The sequence below is a fragment of the Granulicella pectinivorans genome, from assembly GCF_900114625.1.
Lineage (GTDB): Bacteria > Acidobacteriota > Terriglobia > Terriglobales > Acidobacteriaceae > Edaphobacter > Edaphobacter pectinivorans.
Map to the genome: position 1 here is coordinate 464,882 of NZ_FOZL01000002.1, position 22,019 is coordinate 486,900.

16 protein-coding genes are annotated in these 22,019 nt (G+C 62.1%); 11 read left to right on the plus strand and 5 right to left on the minus strand.

Annotation, left to right across the window (positions count from 1 at the left end):
- Window position 1: 1 nt before the first annotated feature.
- The 4 genes from treS to BM400_RS19830 all read left to right on the plus strand — a co-directional run bounded on the left by treS (window position 2) and on the right by BM400_RS19830 (window position 5,869).
- Window positions 2–3,439 (plus strand): maltose alpha-D-glucosyltransferase, encoded by a 3,438-nt coding sequence (gene treS / locus BM400_RS19815; RefSeq protein ID WP_089843144.1) that lies wholly within the window; start codon window positions 2–4, stop codon window positions 3,437–3,439.
- Window positions 3,440–3,530: 91 nt separating this feature from the next.
- A complete protein-coding gene (locus tag BM400_RS22880) occupies window positions 3,531–4,733 on the plus strand; it encodes a hypothetical protein (RefSeq protein WP_089843147.1) in 1,203 nt (400 codons plus the stop codon).
- A gap of 66 nt (window positions 4,734–4,799) precedes the next feature.
- Window positions 4,800–5,594, plus strand: a complete 795-nt coding sequence (locus BM400_RS19825) for a hypothetical protein (protein WP_245782045.1) — start codon at window positions 4,800–4,802, stop codon at window positions 5,592–5,594.
- Window positions 5,595–5,614: 20 nt separating this feature from the next.
- Window positions 5,615–5,869 (plus strand): acyl carrier protein, encoded by a 255-nt coding sequence (locus tag BM400_RS19830; protein WP_089843150.1) that lies wholly within the window; start codon window positions 5,615–5,617, stop codon window positions 5,867–5,869.
- Window positions 5,870–5,910: 41 nt separating this feature from the next.
- Here BM400_RS19830 and BM400_RS19835 read toward each other — a convergent pair whose 3' ends face one another.
- Both BM400_RS19835 and BM400_RS19840 read right to left on the minus strand, forming a co-directional pair.
- Entirely contained in the window at window positions 5,911–8,568 is a 2,658-nt protein-coding gene (locus BM400_RS19835; RefSeq protein ID WP_089843153.1) for an ABC transporter permease, read from the minus strand.
- An 11-nt stretch (window positions 8,569–8,579) separates the two neighbouring features.
- Window positions 8,580–8,909: a PadR family transcriptional regulator gene (locus tag BM400_RS19840; protein WP_089843155.1), complete on the minus strand. Its 330-nt coding sequence runs from the start codon at window positions 8,907–8,909 to the stop codon at window positions 8,580–8,582.
- 273 nt (window positions 8,910–9,182) lie between these two features.
- Here BM400_RS19840 and BM400_RS19845 point away from each other — a divergent pair, with 273 nt between their 5' ends.
- The 5 genes from BM400_RS19845 (at window position 9,183) to BM400_RS22200 (ending at window position 15,985) form a co-directional block, all read left to right on the plus strand.
- On the plus strand, window positions 9,183–11,531 hold the full coding sequence (locus BM400_RS19845; RefSeq protein ID WP_089843157.1) for a xanthine dehydrogenase family protein molybdopterin-binding subunit: 2,349 nt from the start codon (window positions 9,183–9,185) through the stop codon (window positions 11,529–11,531).
- Window positions 11,528–11,983, plus strand: a complete 456-nt coding sequence (locus BM400_RS19850) for a (2Fe-2S)-binding protein (RefSeq protein WP_089843159.1) — start codon at window positions 11,528–11,530, stop codon at window positions 11,981–11,983. Before BM400_RS19845 ends, BM400_RS19850 begins: the two co-directional genes overlap by 4 nt.
- Window positions 11,983–12,843, plus strand: a complete 861-nt coding sequence (locus BM400_RS19855; RefSeq protein WP_089843162.1) for an FAD binding domain-containing protein — start codon at window positions 11,983–11,985, stop codon at window positions 12,841–12,843. Before BM400_RS19850 ends, BM400_RS19855 begins: the two co-directional genes overlap by 1 nt.
- Window positions 12,844–13,014: 171 nt before the next feature.
- Window positions 13,015–14,736, plus strand: coding sequence for a sensor domain-containing diguanylate cyclase (locus tag BM400_RS19860; protein WP_175529161.1), 1,722 nt, complete (start codon window positions 13,015–13,017; stop codon window positions 14,734–14,736).
- Between the two features lie 1,105 nt (window positions 14,737–15,841).
- Complete coding sequence (locus BM400_RS22200) at window positions 15,842–15,985, plus strand: hypothetical protein (RefSeq protein ID WP_175529162.1); 144 nt, start codon at window positions 15,842–15,844, stop codon at window positions 15,983–15,985.
- A 30-nt stretch (window positions 15,986–16,015) separates the two neighbouring features.
- Here BM400_RS22200 and BM400_RS19865 read toward each other — a convergent pair whose 3' ends face one another.
- On the minus strand, window positions 16,016–17,008 hold the full coding sequence (locus BM400_RS19865) for an IS1595 family transposase (protein ID WP_089843168.1): 993 nt from the start codon (window positions 17,006–17,008) through the stop codon (window positions 16,016–16,018).
- Window positions 17,009–17,411: 403 nt separating this feature from the next.
- Here BM400_RS19865 and BM400_RS19870 point away from each other — a divergent pair, with 403 nt between their 5' ends.
- Window positions 17,412–18,572, plus strand: a complete 1,161-nt coding sequence (locus BM400_RS19870) for a phosphatidylinositol-specific phospholipase C1-like protein (protein WP_089843171.1) — start codon at window positions 17,412–17,414, stop codon at window positions 18,570–18,572.
- A gap of 92 nt (window positions 18,573–18,664) precedes the next feature.
- Window positions 18,665–19,441, plus strand: a complete 777-nt coding sequence (locus BM400_RS19875) for a ThuA domain-containing protein (RefSeq protein WP_089843174.1) — start codon at window positions 18,665–18,667, stop codon at window positions 19,439–19,441.
- Window positions 19,442–19,443: 2 nt separating this feature from the next.
- Here the strand turns inward: BM400_RS19875 and BM400_RS19880 are convergent, their stop codons facing one another.
- Window positions 19,444–20,655 carry an ROK family transcriptional regulator gene (locus tag BM400_RS19880; RefSeq protein ID WP_089843176.1) on the minus strand — a complete coding sequence of 404 codons (1,212 nt, stop codon included), beginning with the start codon at window positions 20,653–20,655 and terminating at the stop codon, window positions 19,444–19,446.
- A 269-nt stretch (window positions 20,656–20,924) separates the two neighbouring features.
- A complete protein-coding gene (locus BM400_RS19885) occupies window positions 20,925–22,016 on the minus strand; it encodes an SIS domain-containing protein (RefSeq protein WP_089843178.1) in 1,092 nt (363 codons plus the stop codon).
- Window positions 22,017–22,019 lie beyond the last annotated feature (3 nt).

Sequence of the window (22,019 nt, forward strand, 5' to 3'; positions counted from 1 at the left end):
TTTGAAGAAAGCCGGAAGTACGACCGATCCACTCTGGTACAAAGACGCAGTGATCTACGAGATCCACGTGCGAGCCTTCATGGACTCGAACGGCGATGGCATCGGAGACTTTCCAGGCCTGATCTCCAAACTCGACTACCTGCAGGACCTCGGCGTCACCTGCATCTGGCTCCTTCCCTTCTTTCCATCGCCTCTGCGCGATGACGGCTACGACATCGCCAACTACGTCGACGTCAACCCGTCCTACGGCACCCTCGCCGACTTCCAGCGATTCCTCGACGCCGCCCACGCCCGCAACATGCAGGTAATGATCGAGCTCGTCATCAACCACACCTCCGACACGCACCCCTGGTTCCAGGCCGCCCGCCACGCTCCCCCCGGATCGCCCGAGCGCAACATGTACGTCTGGTCCGACACCGTCGAAAAATACCAGGGCGTCCGCATCATCTTCACCGACACCGAAAAGTCCAACTGGACATGGGACGAGGTCGCCCAGCAGTTCTACTGGCACCGCTTCTTCTCCCACCAGCCCGACCTCAACTTCGACAACCCCCGCGTCCTCGAAGAGGTCCTCAAAGCCATGCGCTTCTGGCTCGACATGGGCGTCGACGCCCTCCGTCTCGATGCCATCCCCTACCTCATCGAGCGCGACGGCACAAGCTGCGAGAACGTCCCCGAAACGCACGTCATGATCAAGGCCATCCGCGCCGTCATGGACGCCGAGTACGAGAATCGCCTCATCCTCGCCGAAGCCAACATGTGGCCGGCCGACGTGCGCCCCTACTTCGGCGATGGCGACGAGTGCCAGATGGCCTTCCACTTCCCCCTGATGCCGCGCATCTACATGGCACTCCGCCAGGAGGACCGTCTCCCCATCACCGACATCATGGCCCAGACCCCGGACATCCCGGCCAACTGCCAGTGGGGCCTCTTCCTCCGCAATCACGACGAACTCACCCTCGAGATGGTCACCGACGACGAGCGCGACTACATGAACCTCGCCTACGCCGCCGACGCCCGCATGCGCATCAACGTGGGCATCCGCCGCCGCCTCGCGCCTCTGGTCGACAACAACCGCCGCCGTATCGAGCTCCTCAACTCGCTCCTCCTCAGCTTCCCCGGAACGCCCATCATGTACTACGGCGACGAGATCGGCATGGGCGACAACATCTACCTCGGCGACCGCAACGGCGTCCGCACCCCCATGCAGTGGAACTCCGACCGCAACGCCGGATTCTCCACCGCCGTCCCCGCACGTCTTTACTTCCCCGTCATCATGGACCCCATCTGGGGCTACCAGGCCATCAACGTCGAGGCCCAGGAGAGCGATCAATCCTCGCTCCTGCACTGGACCCGCAACATGATCGCCCTGCGCAAGCTCTTCCAGGTCTTCGGCCGCGGCTCGCTCGAATTCCTCCACCCCGAAAACCGCAAGATCCTCGCCTACATCCGCGACTGCAAGTACGAAGACGGCCACAACGAAACCGTCCTCTGCTGCGCCAATCTCTCGCGCTTCGCCCAGCCCGTCTCCCTCGACCTCGCCCGCTTCGCCGGCATGCAGCCCGTCGAGATGCTCGGCTACGTTCCCTTCCCCGTCATCACCACCACCCCCTACGCCCTCACGCTGGCCCCCTACTCCTTCCTCTGGCTCGAGATCCAGGCAGCCCCTATCGTCGACTCCGAACCGATCCCTCCACCTTCGCTCCTTGCCTACGATCAAAGCGAAGCCGCCGGCTTCGACCTCCTCACCAAGGGTTGGGCCGCCTTTATCGCCGGCTCGGGCATGGACCTCCTCCAGAAGAATCTCCCCTCCTATCTAGCCCGTCAGCGCTGGTTCGGAGCAAAGACCCGCACCATCGACACCGTCGACATCATCGACTGGACCGAGATTCCCAGCCATCACGGCAACTCTGCAGACCCAGGCCTTCTCAGTACCACCGCCAACCCCATCGGTGCAGCCATCTTCTTCCTGCGGATCATCTATAAGACCGACGGCAGCGAGGACAAGGCCCGCGCCGACGGCTTCGACACCTATCAGCTCCCGCTCGCTCTCAGCTTTGGAGCCGACGCCGAAGCGATCCGCATGCACTCCCCGGCCTCCGTCCTGGTTGGCTTTCCCACACCCTCCGGCGAGGCCATCCTGCACGACGCGACCGCCCGCGAGGACTTCCGTCAGTCCCTTCTGCACCTCATCGCGGCGAACGAGAGCGAAGACCTTGGAGCCCTCAAGCCCGGCGACGACGCCTCCGGAAGCCTCACCGGCTCCCACGGCTCCGCCTTCCACCCCGCCGGCGACACTCACGTCTCCCGCGTGGGCTCCGCCGAGCAGTCCAACACCTCCATCCTCTACGGCAAGTCCCTCATCCTCAAGCTCTTCCGCCGCATCGAAACCGGCGAGAACCCCGACACCGAGATCGGCCGCTTCCTCACCGAGGTCGCCCACTTCCCCCGCATCGCACCCTTCCTCGGCGAGATATCCCTCCGCCACGGCAAACAGGCGACCACCACCGCCATGCTCCAGGGACTGGTCGAAAACGAAGGCGACGGCTGGCAGATCACCCTTGACGAACTTAGCCGCTTCTTCGAGTCCGTCGCCGGCACTCCCGTTCCCCGCGAAGGTCTCGTCCCCACCCTCACCAACCCCATCGACCTCTCCGGCGAACTCCGCGATCACGTCGGCATCTCCCTCGAAATGGCCGCACAGTTGGGTCGCCGCACCGGCGAGATGCATCTCGCCCTCGCCACCCAGACCGAAAACCCAGCCTTTCAGCCTGAAGCCTTCACCGCCAGCGACCTCGAGGCCGATGCCCAGCGCGTCGGCACGCAGATCAACCACTCCCTCGAAGCCCTCAAACGCGGCTTCACCCAGCTCGCCGACCTCACCGCAGACTCCGCGGCCCTGGTCCTCAGCCGCCGCATCGATCTCCTCGCCCGCGCACACGCCATCATGCAGGCCTCTCCGGAGCGTGCCGGTCTCCGCACCCGCATCCACGGCGACTACCACCTCGGCCAGGTCCTCAAGTCCAAAGGCGACGTCGTCATCCTCGACTTCGAAGGCGAACCCGCCCGTTCGCTCGACGAGCGCCGCAAAAAACAGTCCCCGCTCCGCGACATCGCCGGCATGCTCCGCTCCTTCTCCTACGCGGCCGCCACCGGCCTCGAAGCCTACAATCAGCGTCACACCGACGCCAGCCGCGGAGGCCGTTCGCTCGAACCCTGGTCTCGCGTGTGGCAGAATGCAGTCTCCATCGATTTCCTTCGGGCCTGGTCCACCACCGTCGCCCAGAACCCGGCCCTCATCCCCGACACCGCCCAGGCCCAGCGTCTGCTCGAGGCCTACCTCCTCGAAAAGGCCCTCTATGAACTCCTCTACGAACTGAACAACCGCCCCACCTGGGTCAGGATCCCGCTCGCCGGCATCCTCGCCCTCTCCAAGTAGCCGCAACTCCGGGTGCCCCACATCTCGATGCTGAGATGTGGGTTTCAAATGAGCCGCAGCATCTCAGAACGCACCACAGAAAGCCGTGCCGATGGCCACACTACCGACCACCTCCGACATTCCGGCCGCAACGCAGACCTCCACGAAGGCCCCTCTGCTGGTCAGCCTTTCGCCCCTCGACCCCGAAGGCCTCCAAGAGACCTTGCAGCACCTCGCAGAAGCCCTCCCCGGAGAGTCCCTCCTCGTCGCCACCCCCGACGCCGTGCCCGACTCCTCCCCGGCAGTCCCCAACATCCGTCTCGTCCCCTCGACGCTTCCCTCCACCGACACCTGGCTCCTCAACGCCTCCGACTTCCAGAACGCCGCCCGCATCGCCAAAGAGCACAACGCAGGCGCCGTCCTGCTCCTCGGCGCCGACTCCGGAAAGATCTCTCCCGCAACCCTCCGCGAGCTCACCGAAGCCATCGCCACCGGGTCAGACCTCATCGTGCCCAGCTACCGCGTCGGCCCTCGCGAAGGACTCGTCAACTCCGCGATCCTCTACCCGGTCACCCGCTCCCTCTTCGGCACACGTCCCCGCTACCCCATGGCCATCGACCTCGGCCTCTCCCTTCGCATGGCTGAAAAGCTCGGCGCAGCCGCCCAGCGCTACACCGCCATCAACCAGCCCGAGGCGCTCCTCTGGCCCGTCGCCGAGGCCACCTCCGCCGGTTACACCATCCATGAAACCGGCATCATCGACCGTCTCATCCCCCAGCCCAGCGGAGCCGTCGACCTCAACTCCGTCCTCGCCCGCGTCGCCGGATCCCTCTTCGCCGACGTCGACGCCAAGGCCGCCCTCTGGCAGCGCATCCGCACCACCCAGACCCGCTTCGCTCCCATCTCCACCGGCCACGAGGCCCTCGAAGCCCCTGACGTCTCCTCCATGATCGAGACCTTCCGCATCGGCTACACCAACCTCGCCGAGATCTGGTCTCTGGTCCTCCCCCCCAACTCGCTCCTCGGACTCAAGCGTCTCGCCGCCATGTCGCCCTCCACCTTCCGCATGCCCGACGCCCTCTGGGCCCGCACCATCTTCGACTTCATCCTCGCCTACCGCCTCCGTACCCTCAACCGCGGTCACCTCCTCGGAGCCCTCACCCCGCTCTATCTCGCCTGGGTCGCCTCGCATCTCCTCCAGGCCACCGACGCCACCGCCGCCGAGCGCCACATCGAGACCGTAGCCGCCGCCTTCGAGGCCGACAAACCCTACCTCGTCTCCCGCTGGAGATGGCCCGACCGATTCAACCCATAGAAATCGTCATCGCAAGAAGCCGCTGCTCTTCCTTTTAGCCGCACCGACAAGATTCAGGAGACCCCCATGCACCTCACCCTCCAACCCGTATACACCCAGCAGCCGCAGATCTTCCATCCCGTCCAGACACCCACCCTCTGGGACAACATGTCGGATGCCCTCCACGACTCGCTTCTGCGCGTCATCAATCTCATGATCGGCGTCCTCCCCGGGCTGCTCGCGCTCCTGCTCGCCATCGCCGTCATGGCCGTCATCGGCTGGATCCTTAGCTTCATCGTCAAAAAGATCCTCATCTCGGCCCGCTTCGACGATCGCCTCGCCGCCAACCAGTCCTCCGGCATCGCCGACTGGTCCCCCGGACACTCCCCAACGCTGCTCGCCGCCCGCACCGTCTTCTGGGGATGCGTCCTCCTCGGCATGATCCTCGGCGTCTCCGCCCTCTCCGCCTTCATCACCACCGACTCCGGAACCCCCTACTTCTTCCTCCCCTACCTCACCCGCTCCGTCGGAGCCATCCTCCTGCTGGTCGCCGGAAACCTCATCGCCCGCTTCCTCGCCCGCTCCGTCCTCATCGGAGCCGTCAACCAGAAACTCCAGTACGCCCGCTTCCTCTCCTTGGGGGTAAAGTGGCTGGTCCTGGTCCTCACCGCCGCCATGGTCCTCGATCACCTCCAGATCGGCGGCACCGTCATCGAGCTCGCCTTCGGCATTCTCTTCGGCGGCATCGTCCTCACGCTCTCCCTCGCCATCGGCCTCGGATCCCGCGACCTCGTCAGCCGCTCCATCGAAAAGACCATTGATCGCGACCCCATCGAGCCCGTAGCCCGACCCGCAACCCCAGACACCTACCGCCACTTCTAGCCCATTCGTATACTGGAGAAATGCAGCAGACCGAGATTTACGAGAAGTTGACCCCCCTCTTCCACGACATCCTGGACGACGACACCATCGTCCTCACGCCGACGCTCACCGCCGACGACGTTCCCGAGTGGGACTCCTTCAACCACATCAACCTCATCGTCGCCGTGGAGTCCCACTTCAAGATCAAGTTCCAGACCGCCGAACTCGAAGGCCTCCACACCGTAGGCCACCTCGCCGACCTCATCGAGAAAAAGCTAGCCGCCCAGGGCCGCTAACAAGGATCTTCGCCCTTGGTCCCTGTTCCCTGGTCCCTGCCTCACTCCATCCGCAAAGCCGTCATCGGATCAATCCGCGAAGCCCTCAGCGCAGGTGCCACCGAAGCCACCAGCGCCACCCCCAGCAAACCCACGATCATCACCCCGAACACCACCGGATCGAACGGACTCGTTCCCACCAACATCGACCGGATCAACGCACCCGCCGCGGCCCCTCCCGCCAATCCAATCAGCAGCCCCAGCAGCACAGGCCGAAGCCCGTCCATCATGATCAGCCGCAGCACCGATCCACGCTGCGCACCCAGCGCGATCCGTATTCCAATCTCTGAAACCCGCTGCGTCACCAGGTACGACAGCACACCGTACAAGCCGATCGCCGCCAGCGCAAGCGACAGCACCGCAAACGCAAGCACCAGCGAAGCACTGAAGCTCTGGCTCGCCGTCCCCTTCTCGACGATCTGTTGCAGCGTCAGAATCTCATAGACCGGAAGCCCCGCATCGAGAGCCGCGATCTGTTTCTGAATCGGCAGCGCCACCCCCATCGGATCGCCATCCGTCCTCACCACAAGCGTCGCATTCGATGAGTTGGAGCCGCCTCCCATCATCGGAAAATACATCGTGGCCTTCGTCGGCTGCGCCACCGACCACAGCGTATCGCCCACCACCCCCACAATCTCGAAGTCCTCCATCTCCTTGCTGCGCGACACCCGCAGATGCTTGCCCAATGCATCCTCGCCCTTGAAGTACTCCTCCGCGAACTGCTTGCTGACGATCACGAAGTGGTCCTGCGTCAACCTCTCCTGCGCCGTAAAGAACCGCCCCTTAAGCAACGGAATCTGCAGCGTCGAAAAGTACGTCGGGTCCACCGTTCGCACCAGCGCGTCGTACTGAAGGCTATACGTCGGGGCAGGCTTCTCCGCAATCGTGAATACGTTGTCACCCTCCCACCCATCGCCCGGAGCCCGGCTCACCAGCGCAGCCGCCTTCACCCCAGGCAGATGCTGCACCCGTTCCAGAAGCCCCTCATGAAAGCCGGCCACCTTCTCCCGCGTGTCGTACTGCTTCTCCGGCAAGCCATACTTCATCGTCAACACGCGATCCGTCGTGCATCCAAGGTCCGCCCCACGCAGGTGCAGAAAGCTCTTGAACAACAAGCCCGCACCCAGCAAAAGCACCACCGTCAACGCGATCTCCGCCGTCAGCAGCGTCTTCCGCAGCGTAGCCCGGGAGTTTCCACCGCCCACCGAACGGGACGAGTCCTGCAAGGCGGCCATCACGCTCTTCCCCGTCGACGAGATCGCCGGCACCAGACCAGCCAGCAACGCCGACACCACCACCAGCCCAAGCGCGAACGCCAGAATCGTTCCGTCCACATGCACCGCTTCGGCTCGCGGCAGCGCCTTCCAGTGCGCCGCCAGCCACCTCGTCGCACCCAGCGACAAACCCACCCCAAGCACGCCGCCCACCCCGCACAGAATCAGCGACTCCATCATCTGCTGCCGGATCAGCGTCATCCTCGATCCACCCAGAGCACCACGAATCGCCGTCTCCTTCCGTCGCGATGCACTCCGCGCCACCAGCAGATTCGAAAGATTCAAACACGCAATCAGCAACAGACAACCCACCGCGCCAAGCAAAACCATCAGAGGCGTCTTCACCTCACGCGTCACATCCTCGATCATGGGCACGGAGAGTGCGCCCTCGGTCACCGGACGACCCGCATGCGCCTCATGAATCCTCTGCTGCAGCGCCTCCACCTCATGCATCGCAGCCTCGCGCGACACACCATCCTTCATCCGCGCCACCACAAGGCTCTGATGATTGTCATACTGCGCCCAACTGTCCTGCTTGAACGTCTGGCCCCACGGCGTCCAGAGCTCCGCCTTCATATTCGGAAAGACAAACCCCTGTGGCAGCACGCCGACCACCGTATACGCATTCGTATCCAGGCGAATCGTCTTGCCTACGATCGAAGGATCCCCACCAAAGCGCCGTTGATAAAGCGACCACGACAGCAGCACAACGTGATTGCCCGTGGGGTTGTCCTCGTCCTCGGTAAACGTCCGGCCAAGCGCGGGCTTCACTCCAAGCAAAGGAAACAAGCTCGCCGTCCCCGCCCCTGCCTCCACCACCTCCGGCAACTCCTGGTGCTCACCCGTCAGGTTATAGCCATAGTCTCGAATCGCAGCCATATCCTCAAAGCCATGCGTCTGCGCATGCCAGTCGCGATACACCGCCGGTGCCACGGAGTTGCGCCCGTCGCCCTGGCTGCGAAGAAAGTGCTCATACACCATCACCAGCTTGGCCGGATCGCGAAACGGCAACGGCTTCAACAGCACCGAGCTCACAATCGTGAACAACGACACCGTCGCGCCAATCCCCAGAGCCATCACCGCAATCGCAATCAGCGAAAACCCGGGCGAACGAAGCAGAGCGCGAACCGAGTAACGAACATCCCTCACCATGGCTTCCATCGAACTCCACCTCCACATCGATCTCGTCTGATCCCGCATCACCGCTGGATTTCCAAACAAACGCAATGCCGCATAACGAGCCGCCTCCGCGCTCATCCCCGCCGCCACATTCTCCGCAACCTGCTGCTCCAGGTGGAACTGCAACTCGTCGTCAAGACGCCCGCCCTCGGACACACGCCCAAAAAGCATCCTCCACGCCATCCGCATCCGATCGACAAGACGCATCGCCCCTCCAGCTACATCGCTTCCACCACCAGGTTGATCGCATGCGAAAGCCGTGCCCAGCTTGCGAGTTCCTTCTCCAACTGCGCCTTGCCCGCGGCCGTCAACGAATAGAACTTCGCCTGCCGCCCCGTCTCCGTCTCCGTCCACTTCGCCTTGATCCACGCCTGCTGCTCCAGCCGGTGCAGCGCCGGATACAGCGATCCCTGCTGCACCTGCAGTACCTCGGCGGAGATCTGCTGAATCCGTTTCGCAATCGCCCATCCATGCTTCGGCTCCAGCGAAACCGTCTTCAGAATCAAAAGGTCGAGCGTTCCCTGTACCAGATCACTTGGCTTTCCCATACCATGACTATCTACACAACGCATTGTAGATAGTCAACAATACGCAGCCATCCTCAAGAAGTTCCCTCTCCCGAAACGCAACCATCGAATCCTTCATTCTCAAGTGGAACCCGCCTTGGCTTTGGCTTCTTTTTCCCGCCTTTTCCGCTTTTTCCCCATCATCTTTGCCTGTTCCAGTTCCAGCCCTTCTCCGGACACCAAATGAAACGTTCCACCAACCCTCACATCTCCCTTCCCACACCGCCCAAACTGTTCTATCCTCGTCCATACCCAATGGCGAAAAACTCACCGATCCTCGGAACCTCTCCCCTCCGCAAAGAGGGCCTGGCCAAGGTCCTGGGCCTCGCCCAGTACGTCGACGACATCACCCTCCCGGGCATGATCTACGGAGCAACCGTCCGCGCCACCATCCCCCGCGGCCGCATCCTGTCCATCGCCTTCGACCCAAGCATCGACTGGTCCGAGTTCACCATCGTCACCGCCGCCGACATCCCCGGCGAAAACACCATCATCCACCTCACCAAGGACCACCCCTGCCTCGCGACCGAGTTCGTCAACCACCCCGACGAGCCCATCCTCCTCATCGCCCACAAGGATAAGACGATCCTCCCCGCCGCCGTAGCCGCCGTCAAAATCGAATACGAGCAGTACCCCGGCATCTACACCATCGAGGAGTCCGAAGCCGCCGTCGAAGCAAACGACGACACCCGCATCATCTGGCGGGGCCACGGCCACGGCGGCACGCCCAACTGCTTCAAGACCTACCTCATGCAGAAGAACCGCACCCCCATCCCCGATGACGTCTGGGCCACCGCGGACTACATCGTCGAAGGCGAATACCACACCGGTGCCCAGGAGCAGCTCTACATCGAGAACAACGGCGTCATCGGAGAAGCCGTCGTCGTCGATGGAGCCTGCGTCGAGGTCAAGGTCCAGGGCTCCATGCAGTGTCCCTTCTACCTCGTCCATGCCCTCGAGCATGTCTTCGCCCTTCCGCAGGACAAATGCCAGGTCATCCAGACCGAGACCGGCGGAGCCTTCGGCGGCAAGGAGGACTTTCCCTCCGTCATCGGTTCGCACGCCGCCCTCCTCGCCATGAAGGCCGGTTGTCCCGTCAAGATGACCTACGACCGCGCCGAGGACATGGTCGCCACCACCAAGCGCCACCCCTCCCGCACCCGCCTCAAGGTAGCCGTCTCCAAAGAGGGCAAGCTCCTCGCCGGCGAGATCGACTTTGCCATCGACGGCGGTGCTTACGCTACCCTCTCCCCCGTCGTACTCTCCCGCGGCGTCATCCATGCCGGAGGCCCATACCACTGGCCGCACCTCACCATCCGCGGCAAGGCCATGGCCACCAACATCGCTCCCCACGGAGCCTTCCGCGGCTTCGGGGCGCCGCAAAGCATCTTCGGCGTTGAGCGCCACATGGACAAGATCGCCAAAACCGTCGGCCTCACCCCCGAAGAGCTCCGCCGACGCAACTTCCTCCAGCACGGCGGCCGCACCTCCACCGGCCAGCTCCTCAAAGACCCCATGGATCTGGACGCGCTCCTCACCCGCGCCCTCCGCGAGTCCGACTACCACCGCAAAACCGCCCTCTTCGCCCAGACCAACCCCACCTCCCCCATCAAGCGCGGCATGGGCTTCGCCACGTTCTTCCACGGCACCGGCTTCACCGGCTCCGGCGAGCGCCGCCTCAACTCGCAGGTCGAGATCGAAATCACCCCCGAAGGCCGTCCCAACATCCTCGTCTCCTCCACCGAGTTCGGCCAGGGCACCAACACCATCCTCTGCCAGGTCGCCGCCGAGACCCTCAACCTCCCCTACGAAGACATCCTCATCGCCCAGCCCGACACCTACAAGGTCCCCAACTCAGGCCCAACGGTCGCCTCCCGCACCGCCATGATCGTCGGCAAACTCGTCGAACGTGCCTCCATCCAGCTCTGCGGCCTGCTCGTAGGCTCCGGTTACGTCCCCGAGCACTACACCCCCGAGGCCTTCCAACAAGGTGCCGCCAAATATGTAACCGAATTAGGCACATGTAAAGCCAGCGTCCGTTACGAAGCCCCCGGAGACATCTTCTGGGACGACGAGACCTACTCCGGCGACGCCTATCCCGGCTACGCCTGGGCCGTCTACGTCGCCGAAGTCGCCGTGGACACCCGCACCTACTCCGCCACCTGTACCGACTTCCATGCCCTCCAGGAAGTCGGCAAAGTCCTCCACCCCAAGCTCGCCGCCGGCCAGATCGAAGGCGGTGTCGCCCAGGGCATCGGCTACGCCCTCTACGAAAAGTGCCAGTGGGTCAACGGCCGCATGGCCAACAATCAGATGACCAACTACATCATGCCCACCAGCGCCGACCTCCCGCCCATCCACGCCCACTTCGAAGAGGTGCCCAGCATCCACGGCCCCGGCGGAGCCAAGGGCATCGGCGAGCTCCCCATGGACGGCCCCGCCCCCGCCATCCTCAACGCCATCGAAGCCGCCACCGGAATCCCCTTCCGCACCATCCCGCTCTTGCCCGAAGACATCTTCACCGCCATGACCGGAGCCCCCGAACACTTCGCCCCCCTCACCGACCGCGACACCCGGGTCGAGCCAGCGCAGGTGCCCGCATGAAAACCACCTTCACCCTCAACGGCAAACGCACCACCGTCGACACGCCCCCCATCAAGCGTCTCCTCGACGTCCTCCGCGAAGACCTCCATCTCACCGGCACCAAGGAAGGCTGCGGCGAAGGCGAATGTGGCTCCTGCTCCGTCCTCATGAACGGAGAGCTCGTCAACTCCTGCCTCGTCCCCGCCATCCAGGCCGAAGGCGCCACCCTCTGCACCATCGAAGGCGTAGCCACCGACGGCCGCCTCGCCCCCGTACAGCAGTGCTTCCTCGAAGAGGGCGGAGCCCAGTGCGGCATCTGCACCCCCGGCATGATCCTCGCCACCCACCACCTCCTCGCCAGGTATCCGCAACCGACCTTGTTACAAATTCAGGAAGGCCTCGCCGGCAACCTCTGCCGCTGCACCGGCTACATGCGCATCTTTGAATCCGTCAAGAAGGCGGCCACCCTCTAATGCGCTCCAACGTCCTTCACTACGAAGTCATCGCACCGCCCACCGTCGCCGCGGTCCTTGCACTCCTCGCGAACGAGCCCGGCATCCACACCCCCATCGCCGGCGGCACCGAGCTCATGGTCGCCCTCGGAGCAGGCCGTCTCGCCCCCAAAAAGCTCGTCTCCATCAATCACCTCCGCGAGCTCCGTTTCATCGAAACCGCGGACAGCGCAATCACCATCGGCTCCGGCACCACCTTCTCCGACATTCGCCGCCACGCCACCATCGCCACCGACTTTCCTCTCCTCGCACAGGCCGCCAGTTGGACTGGCTCCATCGCCAACCAGAATCGCGGCACCCTCGGCGGCAACATCGTCAACGCCAGCCCCGCCGCAGACTCCCCGCCCGCTCTCCTCGCCTACGACGCAACCGTCACGCTCATCGGCGCGCGCGGCACCCGCACCCTGCCCTACGCCGACTTCCACGTCTCGTATAAAAAGACCGCCCTGGCCCCCGACGAGCTCGTCCACTCCATCACCCTCGCCCGCCGCTGGTCCGCCTACCGTTCCTATATCCGCAAGGTAGGCACCCGTAACGCCCAGGCCATCTCGAAGGTAGCGCTCGCCGCCCTCGCCTTGGTCGAAGACGGCCTCATCGCCGACATCCGCATCGGCGCAGCCAGCCTCCGCGAAACTCCCATCCGCTGCACCGCCGTCGAGTCCGCCCTCAAGGGCCAGCCCATCACACCGGACACCATGGCCGCCGCCCGCCGTGCCCTCGCCACCGAGGCCCGCCCCATCGACGACATCCGCAGCACCGCCAAATATCGCGCAGCGGTGGCCGCCAACCTCATCGAGGAGTTCCTCCACTCCCTCACCTGACCTGTTATTCCCCAACCAAGGCGAAAACTCTTAGCACAAAAATCGCGTCTACATGACATGATGGGAGAAGCAAACTGATGCATGTACATCGGTTGCCAGCCCTTTCGTCCGACTGAGCTATCCCGTTTGCCTCAGAGTTCCTACCGGCTGCAGGACGGCGTGTTCTCTCCCATGACGATAGGCAAACCAACCCGCCCCGGCTCACCCATCGCGCTGATCATCGCCGCGGCCGTTGCCTCTCTGCTCTTCACCGCCGGGGCCGGCGTCTTCCTCTACCGCACCACCCAGAGCCTCATCACCTCCTCCTCATGGGTCCAGCACACGCAGGACGTGCTCAATGCGCTCCAAAGCGCGAACATCCAGATCGAGCGCGTCGGCAACGCCTCCCGCCTCTTCACCCTCACCAAGGATGACGACCAGCTCAACGCAGCGCGTTCCAACGCCAACGCCCTCTCCACAGCCGTCGTCCGTCTCCGTTCCCTCGTCGTCGATAACAAGGATCAGACCGCGAACGTCGAGGCGCTCGAACAGTGCTCCATCGAACTCACCCACCAGCTCGATAAGCTCAAGACGGACCTCATCATTCCGCGCGAGCAGATGCTCTCCTGCCGTCAGACCGTCAACATCATGTCGGACCAGGAGCGCCGTCTCCTCAAGACGCGCAACGAGCTCTCCGAAAAGAACTCCTATCTATCCGTCACAGAGGAGGTCGCCTTCGTCGGCCTCTCCCTCGTCGGCCTCATCATCCTCTTCACCTTCCTCCTCCGCGACGCCTTCGACCGCCGCAAGGTCACCAGCCAGACCGAAGCCGTCAACCTGGAGCTCGCCCAGAGCGTCAAATCACTCGAAGACCGCGCCCACGAGACCCGCATCCTCACCAACGCCCGCAACGAGCTCCAGCTCTGCGTCGATGTGGACCAGCTCTACCGCGCTGCCGTCGCCTCCCTCGGCCATCTCATCCCCGGCACCGCCGGCTCGCTCTGCATGATCAATAACTCCCGCCACCTCGTCGAGTCCGTCGGCTCCTGGGGAACGGAAGTAGCCACCGCCAGGCTCCCCGAGGTCTTCGCCACCCAGACCTGCTGCGGACTCCGCGCCGGCAGCCCCCGCTGGAGACGCCCCGGCCTCTCCGAGATCCACTGCGACCACTTCTCCGGTGCCGCCCCCGAGGTCTATCTCTGCATCCCCATGGTCGCCCAGGGCGAGACCATCGGCTTCCTCTACACCGAAGCCCCCACGCCCGCCGCGGTCGTCCTCATCGAGCAGCGCCTCGAAGGCATCCGGCAGCTTCTCCAACTCACCGGCATGGCCATCGCCTCGCTCCAGCTCCGCACCAAGCTTGAGAATCAGTCCATCCGCGACGCCCTCACCGGCCTCTTCAACCGTCATTTCATGCAGATCGCCCTCGAACGCGAACTCGCCCTGGCCCAGCGCCGCCAGAACCAGCTCGCCGTCATGATGCTCGACGTCGACCACTTCAAGCGCTTCAACGACCGCTTCGGGCACCCCGCCGGCGACGCCGTCCTCAAAGCGGTCGCCGCTGTCTTCCAGGCCAGCATCCGCGCCGAGGACATCGCCTGCCGTTACGGCGGCGAAGAGTTCTCCATCATCCTGCCCGACGTCACCCCGCTCGGAGCGCTGGAGCGAGCCGAAACGATCCGCGCCGCCATCGCCAACCTCAACTGGGGTCCCGACACCTCCTCCGGCGACATCACCATCTCCATCGGCGTAGCCATGTACCCCGCCGACGGCACCGATGGCGAGTACCTCCTCCGCGTAGCCGACCAGGCCCTCTACCGCGCCAAGCACGCCGGCCGCAACCAGGTCATCATGGCCGAACCCGCCCTCAACACCGTCACCAAACCCCTCCACCAGGAAGTCTCAGCCGACTGATCGCAACATCGACGCCATCTGTGCTGACCTGTTGCGGATGCGGTTGCCGTTGCCCCGGCAATAACTTACTTGACGCAGGTACTCCCATGAGGATACCTTTAGAGTCAAGAAGTTACCTATACAGAGCAGGAGCAAATAAGTCATGCAGGCTAACGGGGATCGTCTTTGGCTTGCGCTTGCCACGTCCACGGGGGTTGCAGTGGACGTGACCCTAAATAAATACAGTTCCGTGCTTCCTTGGTACGTGGTGGTTGGGTTATGGATGATTCCGGCGTGCTTGTTCATAATTTGGTTTTGGAGGGTAGAGCGAACCACTTCTTGGGTCAAACATAGATTTCTTGAGCATCCGGTTTCGTATGTGCTGATGTTTCTCGTGCTTATACCAATCGGGTTCGGAATTACCTCCCTGATGATTGATAAGTTTCGAAAATCACCCGCGCTGCCCGCAAATATTAGCCATGATGTAACGCCTCATAATGCGATCCCAATTCCTTCTCTGTCTCAGGTGCCAGTTCAAATCTCTTCTCCCGCGCCGCCGCCGACGAAGCGAGCCATTCTAGCAAGTAGGTTCAAACCGGAGACGCCTACGGAGCCTGCCAAGGTAGCAGTTGCGTCAACACAGAATCCTGCAATCGCGATTCCGCCACCACCCTCTGGAGGTCAGACTTGCTACGGGAGCAATTGCTTTCAAGGGACCAACTTTGGGAGCGTTCAGCAAAATCAATTTGGCCCGCCTCTTCCTCGCTTCACATTCACCGAGGACCCGGCCACCGTAAACAGTGATGGAATTTACGTTATGAAGGTACATATCCGGACTGACATCAGTGTCCCTGGTGCAATAGTAGGAGTCGCGTTTTCAGGTCCGATTGACCTAGGAAAGGGAGGAGGTCCAGATGATCCAAAACTAGTCGGCAGTTCTGCGCAGCAAATAAGCTGGGGTGGTCCACTAGGGATGAACGGCGCTTTAGTCCCTAATAGTTACGGATTCATGATCAACATGCCTGCGGCATTCATGCCACAGATGGATTTGGTCATAACCGCTAAATCGAAAGAGCCCGTCCACGTTTTGCAGGTGAACATCGTGAAGTAGGGAGTAATGCCGTTTATGAAGCCTGAATACCATGAGGGTCCAGAAGCACTAGACCGCTTTGAAAAGACGATGACCGCGCTCTTTCGCGTACCGAAGGATGGGGTCGAAAAAGAGCCAGTCAAACCAGTGCGTAAGCCGAAGAAAACCAGCAAGGGCTAATGTTTCCGCTTGCCTCGCCCTTGCCGCTTCTTAGTGTGAGGTGGCACTACCAGTACCGTCTTTGCCCGTCAGTTGCTTGTACGTCAGCCGCTTGCCAGCAACACCGCTCATAGCGAGATGGAAGCGGCCCAGATCATTCCAACCAATCCGGTGATTGAACCGGAAAACTTGCTCAGAAAGGTAACGGTCCAGATGGAACGGCTCAACAGCAACGTAGGTTCCCGCCAGATTCCGCTTCATCAGCGACCAGAAGTTTTCGAGACTGTTGGTGTGAACGTTGCCGCGAACATACTCGACTGCATGATTGACGGTTTCGTGGATGTACTGCTTTTGCAGGCTGTTATAGGCGACCGCCTGATCGGTGTGGACGCGGGAACCCGGCGTGATGGTGGAGAGGATTTCCTTTTGCAGGGTGTCGCGCTTGACGTTGGGAACAACCTTCGCCCTGACCTGGCGGCTGTCACGGTCGAGCATTCCGATCACGGAAGTCTTATGCGTGAAGCGGTTCTGATACTCCTGTACGCGCTCGGAGCGGACTTCTTTGTGATGCTTGGCCCGCTTGCTCTCGTGCCAGTTTTTCGGATCGCCGCCGACAAAGGACTCATCCACTTCAACCGTCGCACCACCGCCGCCCAGAGGTCCGTCGTAAGCGTTGGTTTCCATCGCCTTCCGAACCCGGTGAAGCATGAACCAAGCCGACTTCTGCGTGACGCCGATAGACCGCGCAATCTCGTAGCTGCTGACACCGTTTTTGCAGTTGCAGAGCATCCACACGACCATCATCCACTTGTCCAGAGTGATAGCCGAGTCCTCAAAGATCGAACCAACCTTGAGGCTGAATTGCTTCTTGCAGCCGTAGCACTCCCAGATGCGCCGGGTCTTGATGAAGGCGTGACGCTCGGAGCCGCAACGGGGGCACGAAACTACACCATTAGGCCAACGGAAGTTAATGGCGAACTGGAATGCGCGGTCGCGATCCGAGAAGTAAACGATGGCTTGCTGAAGTGTCTTAGGCGCGTCCATGAACTAAATGTACGCCGATTCGTCGCCTGTGTCAAGTATGTTATTGCCGTTGCCCCTCTGGTTGTCATCCCCGAAGGGGATATGCTGTTGCCTTGCCGTTGTCTCTCACCAAGCCACCTCCCTCTGCCACGCCTCAGAAGCACCCCTCATTCCAGACCCCACAAAAAACCATCCAGGTGGCCACAAAATCCATACATTTTCCCACGTTGTAGCGACCAAAACGCTTGTGGTGAAACATTGGCTTTTCTTCACTTGGCTCCCATAACCCCTTTGGAAGTCCATAGATCCACCAACGCACCAAAAACGGTGCATTCCAGGTCCCAATACACGCAAGAGGTCCAACCAATCACGCGCAAGGCATATGACCTACGCCCTCCCCGCATTCCACCAATACTCTTGAGCCATGACCCGGACATCGGTATTTGCGGCAGCCCTGCTCGCCCTTCCCACCCTCATCTGCGCCGCCCAGAATCAGGACAAACTCGTGCATCTCAACCAGATCCAGGTCATCGGCACGCACAACAGCTACAACACCGGCTTCGCCCCCAGCGAAGAGATCTACTTCAAAGCCACGTATCCAAAGGGCTTCTCCGGTATCGACTACCATCACCAATCGCTGCCCGACCAGCTCTCCGCGGGCGTCCGCCAACTCGAACTCGACATTGTGCAGGACCCCAAGGGAGGCCGCTTCTCTCATCCCGCCATCGTCGAACTGACGAAGGAAAAGGGGCTCCCCGCCGATCCCGACTTCGATCCAAACCACGAGTTCGACAAGCCCGGATTCAAGGTCATCCACCTCGGCGACCTCAATCAGCGCAGTAGCTGCGCGCGTTTCGTCACCTGCCTCACCGAGATCCGCACCTGGTCGAAAGCCCATCCGAAGCACGTGCCGCTCTTCATCCTCGTCGAAGACAAGCAGGGCAAGATCAGCCAGATGCCCACCGCCGTCACCGCCGAACCGTGGACCGCCGAGACCTGGAACGCACTCGACGCCGAGATCCTCTCCGTCTTCCACAAGAACGAGATCATCACCCCAGACAGCGTGCGCGGCAAGTACCCCACGCTCGAGGCCGCCGTGCTCGCGGGCAAGTGGCCCACCCTCGCCAGATCGCGCGGTAAGATCGTCTTCCTGCTCTACAACAAGAAGTCTGCTTCCCCCTATCTCGCAGGCCATGAAGGCCTGCATGGACGCCTCCTCTTCACCAACGCAGAGCCCGGCCAGCCCGAAGCCGCCTTCGTCGAGCGCGACAACGGTAAGCCCGAGGTCATCGACGATCTCGTCAGGAAGGGCTATCTCGTCCGCACCCGATCCGACTTCAACACCGTAGCCGGACGCACCAACGACACCACGCGCCGCGACGCTCTTCTCCAGAGCGGCGCACAGATGATCTCCACCGACTTCCCCGTCTCCGAGCCCGCGCCCTGGACCGGATACACCGTCGGCCTGCCCGGCGGCGTGCCAGCCCGCTGCAATCCCGTCAACGCCCCAGCCGGATGTGTCGACACAAAGCTCGAGCCGGGCGTCACCGGCAAGCTTCCCTCCCCCACGCATCACCCCGAATAATCGGCATCCCCATTGCGCTTCGCAGGCAATGGGGCTACTTTATAAGGAAACATTACTATCCCCAAAGGTAACCGGTGCGGCGAGGTTCTGGCATGGCGTCACGGCGTTCTCTTCTCACGTTCTTCCTGGCGGCCCTGCTCCTCACCGCGCCCACAACGCTCCATGCGCAGGCTCCCCCCAGGAGCTTCCGCGTCCTCGCCATCGCGGAAAAGGGAGGCATCCACCGCCCCTTCGTCGACGCCGCCATCGTGTGGCTCGCCAAAGAGGCCGTCCTCGATCACTTCACCATCGACTACATCGAAGACACCACCCCCATCGACGACGAGTACCTCTCCCACTACAAGCTCTTCCTCCAGCTCAACTACCCGCCCTACATGTGGACACCCACCGCCGCAGCCGCCTTCCATCGGTACATCGAGGAGGGCCGCGGAGGCTGGATCGGCTTCCACCACGCCACCCTCCTCGGCACGTTCGACGGCTACGAAATGGACCCGTGGTTCTATCGTTTCATGGGTAGCATCCGGTTCAAGAGCTACATCCCCACCTTCGCCACCGCCACCGTCACCGTGGAAGATCCAACGCACCCCGTCATGAAAGGCGTCCCAACCACCTTCCTGATCGACCGCGAAGAGTGGTACACCTACGACACCACGCCCCGCCCCAACGTCCGCGTCCTGGCCACCGTCGACGAAAAAACCTATACCCCGGACACCCCCATCAAGATGGGCGGCGACCACCCCGTCGTCTGGACCAACGAGCACGTCAAAGCCCGCAATCTCTACATCTTCATGGGCCACAGGTCCGACCACTTCAGCAATCCAGCCTTCACCACTATCTTCCACAACGCCATCCTCTGGGCCTCGCAGTAGCTCTAACTATTTCCCGGAGCCCGCAAGAGCACGGACGGCAACACATCGAGCGCCGCGGAGATTCCGCCCCATCGCACCGCGGTCTCACCCAGTGTTCCGATGCCAAGTTCGGGCACCGCAAACTCGCTTCCTTCCATCTGTGTCTTCACTGCGCTCAACAGCGCAGGATGGCACCCAACCGTCCCGCTCAGCAGAACCTGGCGCGGATTCAGGATCAGCGAAAGATTCAGAATCACATCTGCCAGCATTCCCGCTCGATCCTGCACGATCTTCATCGCGCGCGGCTCGCCTTCAAGCGCCATATCCAACACATCGGCCGCCGTAAGCGTCTTCTTCGACTTCGCCGTTGAGGGCTTCCCACCTTCCTCCTGCCAGCTCTTTACGATGCCTGCGCTGCAAAGCATCTCTTCCAGTTCTCCGAACTCGTACAGCGTCGTGCGGCGGCGCGAGAGATGGGGCAGACGCAGGTATCCAATCTCACCGGCAGACCACTGCGATCCATAGTGGATGCGGCCGTTGATGACGATGCCCGCTCCCACACCCTTCTCCACGCTGATCAAGACGAAGTCCTCGGTATCCTTCGCGCCTCCGCAGAAACGCTCTCCGAGCGCCGCGAGGTTCGTGTCGTTCTGCACCGCCACCGTGCATCCGAAGACCTTCCCCAGCATCGCTCCGAGCGGCACCGATCGCCAGCCGTCAAAGGGACTGATTGAGAGCACCACGCCTTCGGCGACGTTTGTGATCGCAGGCACCCCCGCCACCACCACAAGCAGATGCTTGCGCGTCTTCTTTCGCCGCTTGAGAAGCTGGCGCGTGATCTCACCAATCAGCTCGCAGATCGCATCGGGAGTCGTTTCCACACCGCGCAGCGATACCTCCTGCATCTCGAGCAGCTTGCCGTTCAGATCCGTCAGCAGGAAACGCAGACTGCCGACGGCAATATCGACCGCCAGCAGGCAGCCGCGCTCGGCTTTGAACCGCATCATGTCCGGTGGTCTTCCGCCGCGCGATTCACCTTCGCCCAACGGCGCGATCAGGTCTTCCGCGATCAAATCCTTCACCACATTCGTTACCGTCGGTGCGCTGAGCCCCGAAGCCCGCACCAGGTCCGCTCGTGAACAGGATTCGGCCTCACGCAGCAACTTCAGAATGTTGAGCGCATTCGCATGTCGCAGAACCGACGGACGCCCAACCGGAATGACTTCGTTTCTCATCTCGATCCAGCATAATTTGAATTTCCTCCGCGCGGAATACAGGTCGCGCGAAAGATTTGAGACCTAACGCTTCCCCTGGGCAGATACTAAGGAAACTTTAGGAAGTATTCTTCGTGCTTCCGATGCAGGTCCACGCATTTTGCCGTCCACGGAACGATTCGTAAAGCCACAGTTCACCTCATGCGGTATCGGAGCGCACTTCGATTCACCTGCACCATGACACGACAACCCTTGGCGGGCGCTGTAGCGTCCGCCAAGGGTTGAGTGCGCTACTGCTGCATGACCCCATAGGCAAAACGCGGGGGCAACCGGCAGCCATTGCGCTCAATCATGGCAAGCGTAAGCGCCTGCGGCACGAGCAGAGAGGTAATTCCCTCCCATGGCTCAGGCACTGCCTGCAGCCTGATGGGTAGAAGCGCTTTCGTCGCGGCATGGTCTTCGTTCGAGACGAGTACAACCTTGCCTCCACGGCGATTGCACTCCTGTGCAAGCTTCACACCAAGCTCCGCAACGCGCCCCATCGCGAAGATGATGGCGACATGCGTTCCATCGACATCGAGATTGGGTCCATGTTTGAATCCTGCTCCGGTATGCGCCGCGGCGCGAAAGCCGCTCATCTCTCGAAGAGTCAACGCACCCATGATCGCTCCGCCATACGCCGCACCACGTCCGATGACCTCCGTATTTGCGGCCCCGCGGCAAAACGCCTCAAGCTCGCCACGCATTGCGAAGACACGCTCAAGGTCAGACTCGAAACGATCTGCCGTGCGTTTCGCGTCCTCCTCCCACCGATGGCCAACCATCTCGGAGGCCAGGATGATGGCGGCTGCCGTGGAATTCGTATACGTCTTCGTCGCATTGCCGTACTCAGGCCCGGCGAGGATGGGGAGCTTGTGCTCCGCGAGCTTCCAGCATGTGCTCACGGCGTTGTTACAAATCAGTCCCATGGGGTTGCCCGTGCCCTGTTTGAAAAGCTCCACCAGTTCAGCGCTCTCGCCCGAGGTCGTCAATAGAAGAGAGAGAGCCGCGTCTTCCCAGACCTTGTTGCCGTAATGCAGCCACTCCCCCGCATCCACCGCAAACGACGGCCTCCCGTGCGCCTGCAGCAGAGCCGCACCGCTGATGGCGGAGCAGTACGATCCGCCCATGCCGACGAACATCACGGGACCATCGTTCGAGGCGAGCCGACTGAGTGTAGCGATTTCGCGATGCACGCCCTCATCGGTCGCATAAGCGTCAATCAGAGCAAGAAGGCGACCGGGCTGCTCTCGGCATTCCATCTCGAGGATTTGTGTTCCATTCGAAGCAAGTACGTCGGAGGAGGGCTTCACTCCGTTGATCCAGCGTGGTTCTTCCATCATTCC

Bases quoted from the DNA above. Each gene is read 5' to 3' on its own strand.
- BM400_RS22880 (WP_089843147.1), top strand. From the start codon at position 3,531: ATGGCCACACTACCGACCACCTCCGACATTCCGGCCGCAACGCAGACC.
- BM400_RS19825 (WP_245782045.1), top strand. From the start codon at position 4,800: ATGCACCTCACCCTCCAACCCGTATACACCCAGCAGCCGCAGATCTTC.
- BM400_RS19830 (WP_089843150.1), top strand. From the start codon at position 5,615: ATGCAGCAGACCGAGATTTACGAGAAGTTGACCCCCCTCTTCCACGAC.
- BM400_RS19835 (WP_089843153.1), bottom strand. From the start codon at position 8,568: ATGCGTCTTGTCGATCGGATGCGGATGGCGTGGAGGATGCTTTTTGGG.
- BM400_RS19840 (WP_089843155.1), bottom strand. From the start codon at position 8,909: ATGGGAAAGCCAAGTGATCTGGTACAGGGAACGCTCGACCTTTTGATT.
- BM400_RS19845 (WP_089843157.1), top strand. From the start codon at position 9,183: ATGGCGAAAAACTCACCGATCCTCGGAACCTCTCCCCTCCGCAAAGAG.
- BM400_RS19850 (WP_089843159.1), top strand. From the start codon at position 11,528: ATGAAAACCACCTTCACCCTCAACGGCAAACGCACCACCGTCGACACG.
- BM400_RS19855 (WP_089843162.1), top strand. From the start codon at position 11,983: ATGCGCTCCAACGTCCTTCACTACGAAGTCATCGCACCGCCCACCGTC.
- BM400_RS19860 (WP_175529161.1), top strand. From the start codon at position 13,015: ATGACGATAGGCAAACCAACCCGCCCCGGCTCACCCATCGCGCTGATC.
- BM400_RS22200 (WP_175529162.1), top strand. From the start codon at position 15,842: ATGAAGCCTGAATACCATGAGGGTCCAGAAGCACTAGACCGCTTTGAA.
- BM400_RS19865 (WP_089843168.1), bottom strand. From the start codon at position 17,008: ATGGACGCGCCTAAGACACTTCAGCAAGCCATCGTTTACTTCTCGGAT.
- BM400_RS19870 (WP_089843171.1), top strand. From the start codon at position 17,412: ATGACCCGGACATCGGTATTTGCGGCAGCCCTGCTCGCCCTTCCCACC.
- BM400_RS19875 (WP_089843174.1), top strand. From the start codon at position 18,665: ATGGCGTCACGGCGTTCTCTTCTCACGTTCTTCCTGGCGGCCCTGCTC.
- BM400_RS19880 (WP_089843176.1), bottom strand. From the start codon at position 20,655: ATGAGAAACGAAGTCATTCCGGTTGGGCGTCCGTCGGTTCTGCGACAT.
- BM400_RS19885 (WP_089843178.1), bottom strand. From the start codon at position 22,016: ATGATGGAAGAACCACGCTGGATCAACGGAGTGAAGCCCTCCTCCGAC.